The sequence below is a fragment of the Paracidovorax wautersii genome, from assembly GCF_031453675.1.
Lineage (GTDB): Bacteria > Pseudomonadota > Gammaproteobacteria > Burkholderiales > Burkholderiaceae_C > Paracidovorax.
In genome coordinates, this window is the sequence record NZ_JAVIZX010000001.1 from 3,323,161 (window position 1) to 3,339,734 (window position 16,574).

Here is a 16,574-nt window from a genome sequence, read left to right on the forward strand (position 1 = left end):
CACTACCCACGCCGCCCGCTGCCGAAGACACTGCAGGCATTCTTCTTCTGCTGACCAGGTGATTTTCGATGTCTTCCATTCAAAACGTGCATGCAAGCGCCGCGGCCCCGGCGCCGGGCCAGGCCGAGGGCGGGGTGAGCGCACCGCTGCTGCTTCTGCTGGCCACCACGGCCGGCCTGAGCGTGGCGTCGCTGTACTACAGCCAGCCGATGCTGGGCGTGCTGGGCCCCTATCTGCAGGCCGACAGCCGCGTCGTCGGCCTGGTGCCCACGCTCACGCAGCTGGGCTATGCGCTCGGCATCCTGCTGCTGGCCCCTTTGGGCGACCGCTTCGACCGGCGCCGCATCATCGTGGCCAAGTCCGTCGCCCTTCTGCTGGCGCTGCTGATGAGCGGGTTGGCCCCGGGCATCGGCGCACTGCTGGTCGCCAGCCTGGCCGTGGGCCTGGCCGCCACGGTGGCACAGGACGTGGTGCCCGCCGCCGCCACGCTGGCGCCGGCCGCGCAGCGCGGGCGCATCGTGGGCACGGTGATGACCGGCCTGCTGCTGGGCATTCTGCTGTCGCGGGTGGTCAGCGGCTTCGTTGCCCAGCAATGGGGCTGGCGGGCGGTGTATGTGGCGGCCTCGGTGGCGATCGCGCTGCTGACGGTGGCCGCCTGGCGCGGGCTGCCGCGCTTCGTGCCCACCACCCGGCTGAGCTACCGCGCGCTCATCGGCTCCATGGTCGCGTTGTGGCGCCAGTATCCCGCGCTGCGCCGCGCCACCTGGGCGCAGGGTCTGCTGGCCGTGGGCTTCAGCGCCTTCTGGTCCACGCTGGCGGTGATGCTGCACAGCCAGTTCCACCTGGGCACGGCCGCTGCAGGGGCCTTCGGACTGGCGGGCGCCGCCGGCGCGCTGGCGGCGCCGCTGGCCGGCCGGCTGGCCGACCGCCGCGGCCCCGAGGTGGTGACGCGCTACGGCGCAGCGCTGGCCGCGGCCTCGTTCGCCGCCCTGGGGCTGGCCCCGGCGCTGCCCGATTCGGCGCAATTGGCCCTGATCGTGGCCAGTGCCGTGGGCTTCGACTTCGGCGTGCAGGCCACGCTGGTGGCGCACCAGACCATCGTCTACGGGCTGGAGCCCGCCGCCCGCAGCCGCCTGAACGCGCTGCTCTTCACGGGCATGTTCGTGGGCATGTCGGCCGGTGCCGCCCTGGGCAGTCTGGCGCTGGCACAGTGGGGCTGGTTCGGCGTGGCTGCGCTGGCCACCGTCGCATCGCTGGGCGCGCTGGCGGTGCGCTTGGCCGGCCGCTCAGTTAGTGGGTGAAATATGCCTCTAGCCCTTGCTGGATAAGCGCAAGCAGCTATGCATCCAGGAGCGGCCCACGGGGCCGCTTTTTGCTGGGCGAAGAGTGCGGAGGGTGGCACGCGCAGCGGGGCGATCGGTGTCGGGGTGGGGCCATCACCCCTGTGGCGCCGTGCAGTGCACCGCCACGCCGTACAGCGCCAGCAGCCCCAGCACATGGCCGACGGCCACGCCGGGTTCACCGGCTTCGATGCGGCCGATGGTCTGCACGTGCACGCCCAGCCGGACAGCCGCTGCGGCCTGGCCTTCGCCAGCGGCCGTGCGGGCCTGGCGGGCGGCGGCGCCCAGCGCCTTGATGGCCGCGAGCGCGTCGTCGGCGATGTCCACGGAAATGCGTTTGCCTTGTGCCATGGCGGCATTGTGCCCGGGCCCGCCCGCTGCCCGAGCGTGCGGCGGCGTTCAGCGCGGGTCGTAGTAGTAGCCGGGCGGCGGGCCCCAGCGCCGCCAGTGGCCGGGCGGCGGCGGGGGTGGGTAGTACGCCGGCGGGGGCGCGATGTAGCCCGGCGCCGGGTAGGCCAAGGCCGGCGGCGGCACGACCACGTAGCCGGGGTGCGGCCCGTAGTACACCGGGCGGGGGGGCGGCACATAGACCGGCGGCGGCGCCACGTAGACCGGTGCGCTCGGATAGACCAGGGGGAAGCCGAGGCCGATCGACAGGTCGACCCGGGCCGATGCGGCGGTGGACAGCGACAGGCCGGCCAGTGCGACGAGGGAGGCCGCCGTCCAGTGGGCGAGCCGGCGGCTGCGGTGAGGGTGTCTCATGGTGTCCGTTCGATGGGCGGCGGCACGGGCCGCCTGCTGCCGTAACGGCTGCCGGCACGCGGGCGCTGACGGGCGGGTGGTAACAGTTTCCATCGCGGGCCGCGGCCGGGTGCCGTGCCGGCTGATGACAGCGCCTGGGGCGGGCCGCCGGGTCTCGCTCTCCCGTTGCCGCGCTACGCAAGTCCCTGCGGCGGCCCCGGCAGCGGACCCGGCCTGCCAATCGCCGGTAGACTTGCCCGCTGAAAGGCGGTGCGGCCGTCTTTCTTCTGCCAGCCCCAGGCGCCCGCGCCCGGCTTCCATCCCCGCCAGGCCGATCCTGTCCATCGACCCTCCGATCCCGTCCATGTCCGAGCCGACGCCTCCATCGCCGCTGTTCCCCCGGGCCCCGGGCCCGATGAGCGAGCGTATCCGCCGGTTCGATTGGGCCCGCCACCCGCTGGGGCCGCTGGCGCAGTGGCCCGTGGCGCTGCGGCTGTCGGTCGAGTCGATGCTGTCCACGCACATCGGCGCCTGCCTGGTGTGGGGGCCCGGCAGGCACACGCTCTACAACGACGCGTTCGCCCCCATCCTGGGCCACAAGCCCGATGCGCTGGGGCGGTCCTTCGAAGAGATCTGGAGCGAGGCGTGGCCCACGCTCGGTCCGATCGTGGACAAGGCCTTCGCCGGCGAAGCGACCTTCATCGAAGACTTCCCGCTCGACATCAACCGCTACGGCCGACCGGAGCGGGCGTACTTCACCTTCTGCTACAGCCCGGTGCGCGACGAACAGGGTGCCGTCGTCGGCATGCTGGACACCGTGATCGAGACCACCGGAAAGATCCTGGCCGAGGATCGGGCGCGCGACGCCACCGCCTCGCTGGAGCAGCAGGTGGCCGACCGCACCGCCGACCGCAACCGGCTGTGGATGCGGTCCGACGCGCTGCTCATGGTGGCCCGCTTCGACGGCAGCATCGCCGCCGTCAACCCCGCCTGGACTGCCGTGCTCGGCTGGAGCGAGGGCGAAACCCTCGGGCGCAACGTGCTGGGCTTCGTGCACCCCGAGGACGTGCCGGCCATGTCCGACGAGCTGCGGGCGCTGGAGCAGGGCGCCGTGCGGCGCTACGGCACGCTGCGCTACCGCCGGCGCGACGGCGCGGTCCGCTGGATCACCTGGACGGCCGTGCCGGACGAGGGATTTATCCAGGCCGTCGGCCGCGACGTGACCGAGGAGCGCGTTCAGGCCGACGCGCTGCGCGAAGCCGAGGAGCAGCTGCGCCACAGCCAGAAGATGGAGGCCCTGGGCCAGCTGACCGGCGGCATCGCCCACGACCTGAACAACATGCTGCAGGGCATCGTGCTGCCGCTGCAGCTCATCCGCCAGCGCGTGGCCCAGCAGCGCTACGACGAAGTGGGCCGGTATGTGGAGGCGGGACTGGCCTCGTCGCGCCGCGCTGCCGCGCTCACGCAGCGGCTGTTGGCGTTTTCGCGGCGCCAGCCGCTCGACTCCCGCGCGCTCGACGTGCAGTCGGCCTTCGACGGGCTGGAGTCGCTCCTGCGCAGCACCTGCGGCGAGAACATCGTGCTGGAGCTGCAGCTGCCGCCGGGGCTGTGGAACATCTTCACCGACGCGCACCAGTTCGACAACGCCATCCTCAACCTGGCCGTCAACGCCCGTGACGCCATGCCCGGCGGCGGGCGCCTGCTGATCCAGGCCTGCAATCTGGTGGTGGACGGGCCCTTGTCCGTCCACGGCCTGGAGCCGGGGGAGTACGTGCGCCTGAGCGTGGCCGATACCGGCACCGGCATGCCACAGGCGGTGGCCCAGCGTGCCTTCGACCCCTTCTTCACCACCAAGCCCATCGGGCAGGGCACGGGCCTGGGGCTGTCGATGATCTACGGCTACATGCGCCAGACCGGCGGCACGGCGGTGATCGAGAGCCAGGAGGGGCAGGGCACCGCGGTGCAGCTGTACTTCCGCCGCTCGGTCGCGGCACCGGATGCGCCCGAGCCCGAGCCGCTGTCCGAGACGCCGGGCGCCAAGCGGCGCGACTCCGTCCTGCTGGTGGAGGACGACCCCACGGTGCGCACGCTGGCGGTGGAACTGCTCAAGGACATGGGCTTCCAGGTCATGCAGGCGTCCACCGGGACGGAGGCCATGGCGCTGCTGTCGGGGGCGCTGCAGTTCGATCTGCTGGTCTCCGACGTGGGGCTGCCCGGCCCCAACGGCCGCCAGGTGGCGGACTTCGCCCGCGAGCAGTTGCCGGCCATCCGCGTGATCCTGATGACCGGCTACGCCGAGCAGGCCGCCATGAACCCCGGCTTCCTGGCGCCGGGCATGGAGCTGCTGGTCAAGCCGTTCGATGCGCAGGCCCTGGTGGCCAAGGTACACGCCATCATGGGCAGTGGCGACGCCTGAGGCATCTGCTGAATTTTTGAGCCAAATCGGCCTGTAGCGCTTTATTGATAAGCGCTTGCAGCTATATTTTGCATAGCAAAGCCCGGTGGGCAGGTTCTTCTCATAACCGCCCGCTCTTATTACCCAATTTTTCGATAGTTGCTGGTGATATGCCGGGGCGCGTACATTTACGCCTTCGGTTTTTCCATACGCGCCGCTGCTGGTCCGTGCCGCGAAAGACTGCTCCCCCCTCGTTCCGGGCTGTGCCGCATGGCGGCTGGCCGGCCGCGTGCGCCCGCACCGGCGCCGGCGCGCGGCCGCGGCGAGCAGGCGCTGCGGCGGGCCCGGGCGGCGCCTGACGTCTTCATGATCGACTTACGGGGCATCTCCCTTACCTACCAAGCCGCCCACGGGCCGGTGGAAGCGCTGCGGGGCATCGACCTGCACATCACGCCGGGCGAAGTGTTCGGCATCATCGGCCGCAGCGGCGCCGGCAAGAGCTCGCTGGTGCGCGTCATCAACCTGCTGAACCGGCCCACCACGGGCCAGGTGAACGTGGCCGGGCGCGACCTGACGCAGCTGAGCGACGCGCAACTGCGCGAGGCCCGCCGCGACATCGGCATGGTGTTCCAGCACTTCAACCTGCTGTCGTCGCGCACGGTGTTCGACAATGCCGCGCTGCCGCTGGAGCTTGCGGGCATGGACAAGGCCGCCATCCGCGAGCGCGTGAACCCGCTGCTCGAGCTGGTGGGCCTGTCGGCCCTGGCCAACCGCTACCCGGCGCAGATCAGCGGCGGGCAGAAGCAGCGCGTGGGCATCGCCCGCGCGCTGGCGAGCCGGCCCAAGGTGCTGCTCTCCGACGAGGCCACCTCGGCGCTGGACCCGGAAACCACCCGCTCCATCCTCGCGCTGCTGCGCCAGGTGAACGAGGAGCTGGGCCTGACGGTGGTGCTCATCACCCACCAGATGCAGGTCATCAAGCAGGTGGCCGACCGCGTGGCCGTCATCGACGCCGGCCGCATCGTGGAGCAGGGCCCCGTGCTGGACGTGTTCACACGCCCGCAGCAGGCCATCACCAAGAGCCTGATCGACGAGATCGTGCCGCAGGAACTGCCCGCCAGCGTGCTGGACCACGTGCGCCACCTGGCCGCGCTGCTGCCGGCCGGCGAGACGGGCGAGCTGCTGCGCCTGTCGTACTCGGGTGAGCGCGCCTACCAGCCCATCCTGTCGCGCCTGATCCGCGAGCACGGGCTGGACCTGTCCATCCTGCACGGCCAGATCGACGAGATCCAGCGCCAGACCTTCGGCTCGCTGGCCGTGTACGCCAGCGGCGAGGGTCCGCGCCTGGCGACCGCCGTGGCGCAGCTGCGCGCCGAAGGCGTGGTGGTGGATGAAGTGAAGGTGGGAGGCTGAGGCGATGTTCGAGAACTTTTCTGAAATGATGCTGGAGCTGTTCGCCACCTCGCTGTGGGAGACGCTCATCATGGTGGGCATCTCCGGCCTGGTGGGCGCGCTCATCGGCATTCCGCTGGGCGTGTTCCTGCGCCTGACCGACCGCGGCGGCGTGCTGGAGAACGGCCCGGCGAACAAGATCGTGGGCTGGATCGTGAACGCCGTGCGCTCCACGCCTTTCATCATCCTGCTGGTGGCCATCATCCCGCTCACGCGCTTCATCACCGGCTCGTCCATCGGCACGGCCGCGGCCGTGGTGCCGCTGACCATTGCCGCCGCGCCCTTCGTGGCGCGCCTGGTGGAGGCCTCGCTGCGCGAGGTGGACAACGGTCTGATCGAAGCCGCCCAGGCCATGGGCGCCACCACCGGCCAGATCGTCTGGAAGGTGCTGCTGCCCGAGGCGCTGCCCGGCATCGTCGCCGGCCTGACCATCACCTTCGTCAGCCTGACGGGCTACTCCGCCATGGCCGGTGCCATCGGCGGCGGCGGCCTGGGCGACCTGGGTATCCGCTACGGCTACCAGCGCTTCCTGCCGGACATCATGCTGGCCGTGGTCATCGTGCTGATCCTCTTCGTGCAGGCGGTGCAGAGCCTGGGCGACTGGGCCGTGCGGCGATTGAGCCACCGCTGAACAGGGCGGGCGACGCGCGGCGCCCGCGGGCCTCGGACGCGAAGGAAGGCCCAATCCGCGCGATAGAAAGAAATGGGAGATCCGAGCCCATGGGCCGCGTACGATCCTGTCACATTCACTGACACAGGACGCGTCTCCCATGGGCTTTTCTCGTATGACGGTAGCGGGCCGGCTCGCCGCCGCTTTTGGCCTGGTGCTGGGCTTGCTCGTGGTGGTCACGGCCATTGCGCTCTACAAGGTGCTGGTCATCAAGCAGGCGCTGGAGGCCAACAGCGCCGAGCATGTGCCCATCCAGCGCTATGCCATCAACTTCCGTGGCTCGGCCCACGACCGGTCCATCGCCGTGCGCGATGTGGTGCTGGCCGCCACGCCGCAGGAGCGTGACCGCGAGGTGGCTGTGATCGCCTCGCTGGCCGCGTTCTACGCCCAATCCGCAGGCCCGCTGGAGAAGATTCTGGCCCTGCCCGGCACGGAGGCGGAACTGGGCCGCCTGTACGCCGACATCCGCGAGCGCGAAGCCGCAGCGGTGGCCACCGCGCAGCGCATCGTGGCGCTGGCCGGCGCGGGCGATGCCGAGGCGCGCAACCGGCTGTGGAGCGAGGCCAAGCCCCAGTACGTGCAGTGGCTGGCCGCCATCAACCGGCTGATCGATTTCGAGGAGGCGCGCATCCAGTCGGCCAACAGCGTCGCGCTGCGCGAGGCCGGCGGCTTTCTGGCCGTGATGTTGACGGCACTGGTGCTGGCGTTGGCCGCCAGCGCCGCCGTGGCTTGGGCCGTCTCGCGCAGCCTGCGGGGGCAACTGGGGGCCGAGCCCCTGGAGCTGGCGCAGACGGCCGGGCGCGTGGCTTCCGGCGATCTGAGCCCGGTGGCCGGGGCTGCCAGTGCCAGCCCGGGCAGCGTGCTGGCCTCCCTGGGGGGCATGCAGCAGAACCTGGCCGCGCTGGTGGCCCAGGTGGGGGCCGCATCGCGCTCGGTGAGCAGCGGCTCGGTGGAGATCGCCCAGGGCAACACGGGCCTGCTGCAGCGCACGGAGGAGCAGGCCCAGCACCTGCAGCACACGACGGCCTCGATGGAACGCATGACCGATTCGGTCAACGGCAACGCCGAGTCGGCGCGCCAGGCGGCCGAACTGGCGCGATCGGCCAGCGCTGCGGCCGGCAAGGGCGGCACCGTGGTGGGCGAGGTGGTGGCCACCATGGATGCGATCACCTCCAGCTCCAGCCAGATCGCCGACATCATCGGCGTGATCGATGGCATCGCGTTCCAGACCAACATCCTGGCGCTGAACGCGGCCGTGGAAGCGGCCCGCGCCGGCGAGCAGGGCAAGGGCTTCGCCGTGGTGGCCAGCGAGGTGCGCAGCCTGGCCCAGCGCAGCGCGCAGGCGGCCAAGGAGATCAAGTCGCTCATCGACCAGAGCGTGGCCCGGGTGGGCGAGGGCGCCCGCCAGGTGGCGCAGGCGGGCTCGACCATGGCCGACATCGTGCAGCAGGTGGAGCGCGTGACCCAGCTCATTGCCGAGATCCATGCCTCTACCACGCAGCAGACCCGGGGCATCGCCACCGTCGGCCAGGCGGTGACGCAACTCGACGAGTCCACGCAGCAGAACGCGGCGATGGTGGAGCAGAGCGCGGCAGCGGCGCAGGCGCTGCAGCAGCAGGCGGCGCACCTGGCGCAGGTGGTGAGCGTGTTCAAGCTGGACGCGCGGCCGGCGCTGGCGGCATAAGCCTTTCGAAGCTGAGAACATGCCTATCCGTTCTTTGACGCGGCAAACCCGGCGCGCTTACCATCGCCGCGTTATCCCATCAAAGGTTTTTTTGTGAACAAGCGTTTTCTCCTCCGGTCCGTGCTGGCCGTTTCCGCAGCCTCCCTGCTGGCGCAAGGCGCCCTGGCGCAGGACAAGCCCCTGAAGATCGGCGTGACGGCCGGCCCGCACGCCCAGATCATGGAGCAGGTGAAGAAGGTGGCCGAGAAGGACGGCCTGAAGATCCAGATCGTCGAGTTCAGCGACTACGTGCAGCCCAATGCCGCGCTGTCTTCCGGCGACCTGGATGCCAACAGCTACCAGCACAAGCCCTACCTGGATGCACAGGTGAAGGACCGCGGCTACAAGATCGTGCAGGTGGCCTACACGGTCAACTTCCCCATCGGCCTGTATTCCAAGAAGGTCAAGAAACTGGAAGACCTCAAGGAAGGCGCCCGCTTCGGCATTCCGAACGACCCGACCAACGGCGGCCGCGTGCTGCTGGTGCTGCAGGACAAGGGCCTCATCAAGCTCAAGGACGGCGCCGGCCTGAAGGCCACGCCCCTGGACGTGACCAGCAACCCCAAGAAGCTGAAGTTCGTCGAGCTGGACGCCGCCCAGCTCGCCCGCTCGCTGGACGATCTGGACGCCGCCGCCATCAACACCAACTTCGCGCTGTCGGCCGGCCTGAACCCGGCCAAGGACGCCATCGCCCAGGAAAGCGCCAAGAGCCCGTACGTCAACATCCTGGCCGTGCGTGAAGCCGACAAGGACAAGCCCTGGGTGCCCAAGCTGGTCAAGGCCTACCAGTCGGAAGAGATCCGCACCTTCATCCAGACCGAGTTCAAGGGTTCGGTGCTGGCCGGTTGGTAAGACGAGCCGCCGGGCTCTCGACGCCTTGCGCCAAGGGGTGCAGCCTGAAGGGGCTGCACCCCTTTTTTACGGGCCTGCATGCCTGCGGATTGCAGATGAAAAGCCCGGTAGCGCTTATGAATAAATCGCATTCAGCTATTTTATTGATAGCAATATGCCTCCGCGGCTCTATAGATGATTTGGTTGCAAGAAACAAGAAATTCATTCGTTGCAGCCGCAGTGACCGGGTTCTACAGTGGCCGCATGGGTGGCTGAAGCCTGCAAGCCGGATGGGCAGAGCCACCGTTCCAAGGACCTATTCCATGTCAACTGTCTTGCAAGAAATCGAGCTTCCCGAAGCCCTGCAGCGCGCGCGCGAGCAGGCCCAGGAAACGGGTCTGCCGTACGCCGGCGGTGTGGCGCCCGTGCAGGCCTGGGCGCTGGTATCGGAGGGGAGCGCGCTGCTGGTCGATGTGCGCTCTGGCGAGGAGCGCAAGTTTGTCGGCCACGTGCCGCAGAGCCTGCACGTGGCGTGGGCCACCGGCACGTCGCTCAACCGCAACCCGCGCTTCGTGCGCGAGCTGGAGGCCGCCATCGCCAAGGCCGCCGGCCGCGACGCCCCGGTGCTGCTCCTGTGCCGCAGCGGCAAGCGGTCCGCGCTGGCGGCAGAGGCCGCGGCCAAGGCGGGGCTGGAGAACGTCTTCAACGTCTTCGAAGGCTTCGAGGGTGACCTGGATGGGCTGGGCCAGCGCGGCCATGCTAACGGCTGGCGGTTCCACGGCCTGCCTTGGGTCCAGGACTGACATGCCCACGGAGGCCACGGCCCTCGGCGTCTCGCCCGCATCCCGTACGGGCGGCTCAGGGCATGGGCGGGGCGGCTGCCGCGGACGGGCGCGACGGGTGACAGGCTGACACCGCCGGTATGCCGGCCAATGAACAATAGAGAAGCAGAAGGTACAAGGGAGTGGTCCATGGCCGTCTTTGAGATCGATCAGCTGGTGCAGTCGCTGCACGCCGTGCGCCGCGAGTGGCGTGAATCGCAGAAACGCTCGCAGGAGCCGGGCGGGCGCGAGTTCCCGTCGCGCGATGCGCTGGCGCAGGTGGTGGAGCAGCTCAAGGGCGCGCTCTTTCCGATGCGGCTGGGGCCGCATGACCTGCGCCAGGAGAGCGAGGATCTGTACGTCGGCCATACGCTGGACCTGGCGCTGCACACGCTGCTCGGCCAGATCCGGCTGGAGCTGCACTACAGCGCGCGGCACCAGGGCGTAGCCGACGCGCAGGCCATCGACCGGCAGACGCAGGAGGCCGCCCAGGCCTTTGCGCATTCGCTGCCGGAGATCCGCCGGCTGCTCGACAGCGACGTGCTGGCCGCCTACCAGGGCGACCCGGCCGCGCGCAGCGTGGACGAAGTGCTGCTGTGCTACCCCGGTGTGCTGGCCATGATCCACCACCGCATCGCGCACCGGCTCTACGGCCTGGGGCTGCCGCTGCTGGCCCGCATCGTGGCCGAACTGGCCCACGGCCAGACGGGCATCGACATCCACCCGGGGGCACAGATCGGCGCGGGCTTCTTCATCGACCACGGCACGGGCGTGGTGATCGGCGAGACGGCCGTGATCGGCGAGCGGGTGCGGCTGTACCAGGCCGTCACGCTGGGCGCCAAGCGCTTCCCTACCGATGCCGAAGGCCATCTGCAGAAGGGCCTGCCGCGCCACCCGGTGGTGGAGGACGATGTGGTCATCTATGCGGGCGCCACGATCCTGGGCCGCGTCACCCTGGGCCGCGGTGCCGTGATCGGGGGCAACGTCTGGCTGACGCACGACGTGCCTGCGGGAGGGCATGTGACGCAGGCCGTCTCGCGCGAAGCGGGCGCTCCGGCGTCCGGCGCCGCGCAGTGAGGCAGGCGACATCCAAGGGGGAGAACGCCATGTCCACACTCATTCGCAATTTCGGGGTCGCCGTGCGCCAGTCGCGTGAGGCCCAGGGCTGGTCGCAGGAACGGCTGGCCGAGCACTCCGACCTCAATCGCTCCTATGTGGGCGAGATCGAGCGCGGTGCGGCCATCGCCTCGCTGCTGACCGTGGAGAAGCTCGCCGGCGCGCTGGGCGTGCGGCCGTCGGCGCTGGTGACCCGCGGCGAGGCCATCGGGCAGGCCAACCTGGTGCGCGGCCTGCAATTGACGGCTATAGCCTGTTGAAGACCCTGGTTGAAGCTTTGAAACTGCACGGGCTTTCCCGCTTGCTTTTTCTTCAATTCACACAGGGAGTTTTCCATGTCTGCAACCGTAGGCGGCACGACCGCATTGGGTGACAACGCCGCACGGCAACTAGCCAACGCCACCAAGACCGCGCCCCAGCTGGACACCATCAGCCCGCGCTGGCTCACGCACCTGCTGCAGTGGGTGCCGGTGGAGGCGGGCATCTACCGCCTCAACAAGGTGAAGAATCCCGAGGCGATTAAGGTCACCTGTACCGCCAAGGAAGAAGAGAACCAGCTGCCGCGCACCTACGTCGACTATGAGGAGCACCCGCGCGAGTACTTCCTCAACGCGGTCTCCACGGTGCTGGACGTGCACACCCGCGTCTCCGACCTGTACAGCAGCCCGCACGACCAGATCAAGGAACAGCTGCGCCTGACGATCGAGACGATCAAGGAGAACCAGGAGAGCGAGCTCATCAACAACCCGGACTACGGACTGCTGGCCCAGGTCACGGACGAGCAGCGCATCTTCCCGCTCACCGGCGCGCCCACGCCCGACGATCTGGATGAACTGCTGACCAAGGTGTGGAAGGAGCCGGCCTTCTTCCTGACCCACCCGCTGGCCATCGCCGCGTTCGGCCGCGAAGCCACGCGCCGCGGCACGCCGCCGCCCACGGTGAGCCTGTTCGGCTCGCAGTTCATCACCTGGCGCGGCATCCCGCTGATCCCGTCCGACAAGGTGCCGGTGGCCGACGGCAAGAGCAAGATCCTGCTGCTGCGCGTGGGCGACAAGCGCCAGGGCGTCGTCGGCCTGTTCCAACCGGGTCTGCCGGGCGAGCAGGGGCCGGGGCTGTCGGTGCGCTTCATGGGCATCAACAACCACGCCATCGCCTCCTACCTGATCTCGCAGTACTGCTCGCTGGCCGTGCTGACCCACGATGCGCTGGCCGTGCTGGACGATGTCGAGGTCAATAAGTACCACGACTACCCGGACACCTACAAGTGAAGCGCAAGGAGCGGCCATGACCCTCGCTTCCTTTTCACCGGGCGCCAGCGCGCCCGGGGCACCCATCGATCCCGCCGTGCTCGCGCGCATGGCCAATGCCCTGTTCCAGGCCCTGCCCGGTGACAGCGCGGGCCCCACGGCGGCGTATACGGCCGGCGGGTTCCCGTCCGCAGCGGCGGCTGCGCCGTCCGTGCCCGCGCTGGGCAGCGGCGTGGCCCCTGGCGTGCAGGCGCCCGGCAACATCGCGCCGCCGGGCTCGCCGCTGGCCAGCCCCGCCGGCTTCGGGCCCGGCGTGCCGGGCACGCCGATTCCGCAGGGGCAGATCCCGGGCGCCAACCTCCTGCCTGCATCGCCCACGCAGATGCTGTCGCTCGGCAACCGTGCGCCGGCCTTGCTGCCGCACGCGCATGCGGGCAATGGCGTTCCGGACACGGTGCTGAGCGCGCTGCCCGCCTACGAGCCCCGCATCGGCAGCGCCGTGCAGGGCGTGCCGGGGCCCGCGGGCGCCGCGCCCGCGGCGGTGCAGCCTGCCGCGGCGGCGGCATCGCCGTACTACTTCGTCGGCGAGCGCCAGGCACCTGCGGCGGCCGCACCGGTGCGGTCGGGCGATCCACTGGACGCCCTGGCGGGCCTGCCGTTCGCACAGCCGCAGGTACCTGCGGTGCCGCAAGGCACGCAGCAGGCTGCGCCGGCCGTGCGGGGCGCGCCATCGGCGGAACCGACGTACTACTTCGTCGACTCGGTGGTGCTGCCCAGCGGCTACGTCACGCCGGCCATGCCAGGGGCGCGTGACACGCCGCCGCTGGCGGGGCAGGGCCGGCACCCGCCGTTCGACGTGCAGGCCATCCGCCGCGACTTTCCCGTGCTTTCGGAGCGCGTGAACGGCCGGCAGCTGGTGTGGTTCGACAACGCGGCCACCACGCACAAGCCGAAAGCGGTGATCGACCGCATCAGCTACTTCTACGCGCACGAGAACTCGAACATCCACCGCGCCGCGCATGCGCTGGCCGCACGCGCCACCGATGCGTACGAGGGTGCCCGCCAGCGCGTGAAGACCTTCATCAACGCGCCGGACGTGAACGAGGTGATCTTCGTGCGCGGCACCACCGAAGCCATCAACCTGGTGGCCAAGAGCTGGGGCGCCCAGCATGTGGGCGAGGGCGACGAGATCATCGTCAGCCACCTGGAACACCACGCCAACATCGTGCCCTGGCAGCAGCTGGCGGCCGCCAAGGGGGCGAAGCTGCGCGTGATTCCGGTGGACGATTCGGGCCAGGTGCTGCTCGATGAGTACCAGCAGCTGCTGAACGACCGCACGAAGATCGTCGCCGTCACGCAGGTCTCCAATGCGCTCGGCACCGTGGTGCCGGTGAAGCAGATCGTGGCGCTGGCCCAGCGGGCGGGCGCCAAGGCGCTGGTGGACGGCGCGCAGTCGGTGTCGCACATGCGGGTGGACGTGCAGGACCTGGGGACGGACTTCTTCGTGTTTTCGGGCCACAAGGTCTTCGGGCCCACGGGTATCGGCGTGGTCTGGGGCAAGCGCGAGGTGCTCGAAGACATGCCGCCTTGGCAGGGCGGCGGCAACATGATTGCCGACGTCACCTTCGAGAAGACGGTGTTCCAGCCGATCCCGAACAAGTTCGAGGCCGGTACGGGCAACATCGCCGATGCGGTGGGCCTGGGTGCGGCGATCGACTACGTGAACCGCGTGGGCATCGAGAACATCGCGCGCTACGAGCACGAGCTGCTGGTGTACGGCATGCAGCAGCTGCGCACCATTCCCGGTGTGCGGCTGATCGGCACCGCAGCGGACAAGGCCAGCGTGATGTCGTTCGTGCTGGCAGGCTACTCAACGGAAGAGGTGGGCAAGGCCTTGAACGAAGAGGGCATCGCCGTGCGCACGGGCCACCATTGCGCGCAGCCCATCCTGCGCCGCTTCGGCGTGGAGACCACGGTGCGGCCGTCGCTGGCGTTCTACAACACCTTCGACGAGATCGACCGGCTGGTCGACGTGGTGCGCCGCTTGGCCGGCCAGCGCCGCACCGGGTAGGCGCAGCAAGTACCGCCAGGCCCAGAGGCCGGCACAGGGCCTGCGACCCGCGCCGGCCTCTGCCGTTGGCTGGCCTCTGGGCCGGGGCGCCATGCGGAGCGACGTCTGCAGGTACGATGCACGCCTTCTGTCTCCGTACCCCGCCCGTCGGTGCACGTCCGGCGGGGCAGCTGGTGTTTGGGGCCGCTGCTGCCCTGTCCGACTGTCCGTTCTTCCTCGTCCGTTCATGATTCCTGCATTGGCGGCCCTGCTGGGCTTTCAACTCCTGGGCGAACTGCTGGTTCGCGCCCTGGGCTTGCCTGTGCCCGGCGCGCTGCTGGGCCTGGTGTTTCTTGTGGCTTATCTGATGTGGCGGGGCGAGACGCCGCAAAGCCTGGCCGACACGTCCAACGCGCTGCTGCGCAACATGATGCTGCTGCTGGTGCCGTCGGTCGTGGGCCTGATCGACAACGTGGAGCGCGTGCGGCGCGAGTGGCTGCCCTTCGTGGTGGCCTGCGTGGTGGGCGCCGTCATCACATTGGCCGTCACCGCCGTGGTGCTGGAGTGGCTGCTCAAGCGCCAGCCGCCCGAGGAGGGCGTGTGATGGTTTCTTCCATGCCTTGGGCTACCCCGGCCTTCATGGGCTCCGCGCTGGTGTGGATCACCGTGACGGTGGTCCTCTACGCCGGCGCGCTGTGGCTGTACGGGCGCACCCGGGGCAACCCGTGCTTTGTGCCGGTGGCGACCACGGCCCTTGGCGTCATGGCCCTGCTGTGGCTCACGCGCACGCCCTACCGCATCTATGCCGATGCGGCCTTGCCGCTGTCGTTCCTGGTGGGGCCGGCTACCGTGGCGCTGGCCGTGCCGCTGTATGGACAGCGGGAGCGGCTGCGCCGCATCTGGCGGCCGCTGCTGGTCGCTCTGTTCGTGGGCTGCAGTGTGGCCCTGCTGGTGTCGCTGGGTGTGGCCTGGGCGCTGGGCGGCAGTTGGGAGACGCTGGTGTCGGTCGCTCCGAAGTCCGCCACCATGCCGATCGCCATGCCCATGGCCGAACGCCTGGGCGGCCTGCCCGCGCTGGCGGCGGTGGCGGTGGTGATCACCGGTGTGGTCGGGACGGTCGTTTCGCACCCGCTGCTGCGCTGGCTGCGCGTGCGGGATCCGGCCGCCCGCGGTTTCGCCATCGGCCTCACGGCCCACGCCATCGGCATGGCGCGCGAGCTGCAGGTGCACCCCGCCTCGGGGGGCTTTGCGGCGCTGGCCATGGGCCTCAACGGCATCCTGACGGCGGTGCTGATGCCGCTGGCGCTGATGCTGTTCCGTTAGCGGTGCGGGGCGTAGGACAAGCGCGCGATCGGGCTGCCAGGGGGAGGATCCATGGCGGCAAGGATTCAAGCGAAAAGTGCCCCAAGCGCTTATGGAATAAGCGCTGCAAGCTATATATTTGATAGTGAAGGGTGCGCGCCCTTCCCAGGCGCGGCGATGGCGGCCCGGGCGGCACTCACTATCATCGAAGATTGCCCAAGCGCCGCCTTCCGTGCGGCTTCGAGACCCGTTCTTTCACGAAAGGAATCGCATGAACAACCAGTACCAGATCGCTGTCGTGGTCGGCAGCCTGCGCCAGGACTCGCTCAACCGCAAGCTCGCCACCGCACTGGCACGCCTTGCGCCGGCCGACTTCACGTTCGTGCAGGTGCGCATCGACGACCTGCCCCTGTACAACCAGGACGACGACAGCCACCAGGCCGCTTCCGTGATGCGCCTGAAGTCCGAAGTCTCCGCATCGCAAGGCCTGCTGTTCGTCACGCCGGAATACAACCGCTCCGTGCCCGGCGTGCTGAAGAACGCGCTGGACCACGGCTCGCGTCCGTATGGCCAGAGCGTGTGGGGCAACAAGCCGGCAGGGGTGCTGGGCGTGTCCATCGGCACCATCGGCACGGCCGTGGCGCAGCAGCACCTGCGCACCATCCTGGCTTATTTGGACGTGCCCACCCTCGGCCAACCCGAAGCGTTCATCCAGGCCAAGGACAGCCTGTTCGACGACCAAGGCAACATCGGCGAGGCGAGCCGCCAGTTTTTGCAGACCTGGATGGACAAATACGTCGCCTGGATCAAGCAGCACGCCAAGGTCTGAGGCCCGACCGCGGGGCGCGAGGCCGACGGCCTTGCGCGCCCACCGGCGGAGCACTCT

At 69.5% G+C, this 16,574-nt stretch carries 16 protein-coding genes; 14 read left to right on the top strand and 2 right to left on the bottom strand.

Annotated elements, in window-relative coordinates:
- The first annotated feature begins 68 nt into the window (after positions 1–68).
- Positions 69–1,301: an MFS transporter gene (locus tag QE399_RS15050; RefSeq protein WP_309829828.1), complete on the top strand. Its 1,233-nt coding sequence runs from the start codon at positions 69–71 to the stop codon at positions 1,299–1,301.
- 135 nt (positions 1,302–1,436) lie between these two features.
- On the opposite strand, the gene QE399_RS15055 is transcribed toward QE399_RS15050, so the two are convergent.
- Both QE399_RS15055 and QE399_RS15060 read right to left on the bottom strand, forming a co-directional pair.
- Positions 1,437–1,691: a helix-turn-helix domain-containing protein gene (locus QE399_RS15055; protein ID WP_309829830.1), complete on the bottom strand. Its 255-nt coding sequence runs from the start codon at positions 1,689–1,691 to the stop codon at positions 1,437–1,439.
- 48 nt (positions 1,692–1,739) lie between these two features.
- The gene (locus QE399_RS15060) at positions 1,740–2,102 is read right to left on the bottom strand and encodes a hypothetical protein (protein ID WP_309829832.1); all 363 of its coding nucleotides are present in this window, start codon (positions 2,100–2,102) and stop codon (positions 1,740–1,742) included.
- Between the two features lie 343 nt (positions 2,103–2,445).
- On the opposite strand from QE399_RS15060, the gene QE399_RS15065 reads away from it, so the two are divergent.
- From QE399_RS15065 to QE399_RS15125, 13 genes are all read left to right on the top strand, one after another.
- A complete protein-coding gene (locus tag QE399_RS15065; protein ID WP_309829834.1) occupies positions 2,446–4,497 on the top strand; it encodes a hybrid sensor histidine kinase/response regulator in 2,052 nt (683 codons plus the stop codon).
- 345 nt (positions 4,498–4,842) lie between these two features.
- Positions 4,843–5,889 (top strand): methionine ABC transporter ATP-binding protein, encoded by a 1,047-nt coding sequence (locus QE399_RS15070; protein WP_309829836.1) that lies wholly within the window; start codon positions 4,843–4,845, stop codon positions 5,887–5,889.
- A gap of 4 nt (positions 5,890–5,893) precedes the next feature.
- The gene (locus QE399_RS15075) at positions 5,894–6,559 is read left to right on the top strand and encodes a methionine ABC transporter permease (RefSeq protein WP_309829838.1); all 666 of its coding nucleotides are present in this window, start codon (positions 5,894–5,896) and stop codon (positions 6,557–6,559) included.
- Between the two features lie 139 nt (positions 6,560–6,698).
- Positions 6,699–8,282: a methyl-accepting chemotaxis protein gene (locus QE399_RS15080; protein WP_309829839.1), complete on the top strand. Its 1,584-nt coding sequence runs from the start codon at positions 6,699–6,701 to the stop codon at positions 8,280–8,282.
- 93 nt (positions 8,283–8,375) lie between these two features.
- Positions 8,376–9,173: a MetQ/NlpA family ABC transporter substrate-binding protein gene (locus tag QE399_RS15085; protein ID WP_309829841.1), complete on the top strand. Its 798-nt coding sequence runs from the start codon at positions 8,376–8,378 to the stop codon at positions 9,171–9,173.
- A gap of 302 nt (positions 9,174–9,475) precedes the next feature.
- Positions 9,476–9,955 (top strand): rhodanese-like domain-containing protein, encoded by a 480-nt coding sequence (locus QE399_RS15090; protein ID WP_309829843.1) that lies wholly within the window; start codon positions 9,476–9,478, stop codon positions 9,953–9,955.
- Between the two features lie 168 nt (positions 9,956–10,123).
- Complete coding sequence (gene epsC / locus QE399_RS15095; RefSeq protein WP_309829845.1) at positions 10,124–11,050, top strand: serine O-acetyltransferase EpsC; 927 nt, start codon at positions 10,124–10,126, stop codon at positions 11,048–11,050.
- Between the two features lie 29 nt (positions 11,051–11,079).
- Positions 11,080–11,349: a helix-turn-helix domain-containing protein gene (locus tag QE399_RS15100; protein WP_309829847.1), complete on the top strand. Its 270-nt coding sequence runs from the start codon at positions 11,080–11,082 to the stop codon at positions 11,347–11,349.
- A 75-nt stretch (positions 11,350–11,424) separates the two neighbouring features.
- On the top strand, positions 11,425–12,357 hold the full coding sequence (locus QE399_RS15105; protein ID WP_309829849.1) for a family 2A encapsulin nanocompartment shell protein: 933 nt from the start codon (positions 11,425–11,427) through the stop codon (positions 12,355–12,357).
- Between the two features lie 16 nt (positions 12,358–12,373).
- A complete protein-coding gene (locus tag QE399_RS15110) occupies positions 12,374–14,407 on the top strand; it encodes a family 2A encapsulin nanocompartment cargo protein cysteine desulfurase (RefSeq protein ID WP_309829850.1) in 2,034 nt (677 codons plus the stop codon).
- A gap of 226 nt (positions 14,408–14,633) precedes the next feature.
- Positions 14,634–14,990, top strand: coding sequence for a CidA/LrgA family protein (locus QE399_RS15115; protein WP_309829852.1), 357 nt, complete (start codon positions 14,634–14,636; stop codon positions 14,988–14,990).
- 11 nt (positions 14,991–15,001) lie between these two features.
- Positions 15,002–15,709, top strand: a complete 708-nt coding sequence (locus tag QE399_RS15120; protein ID WP_309829854.1) for an LrgB family protein — start codon at positions 15,002–15,004, stop codon at positions 15,707–15,709.
- 250 nt (positions 15,710–15,959) lie between these two features.
- On the top strand, positions 15,960–16,517 hold the full coding sequence (locus QE399_RS15125) for an NADPH-dependent FMN reductase (RefSeq protein WP_309829856.1): 558 nt from the start codon (positions 15,960–15,962) through the stop codon (positions 16,515–16,517).
- The last annotated feature ends 57 nt before the right edge of the window (positions 16,518–16,574 follow it).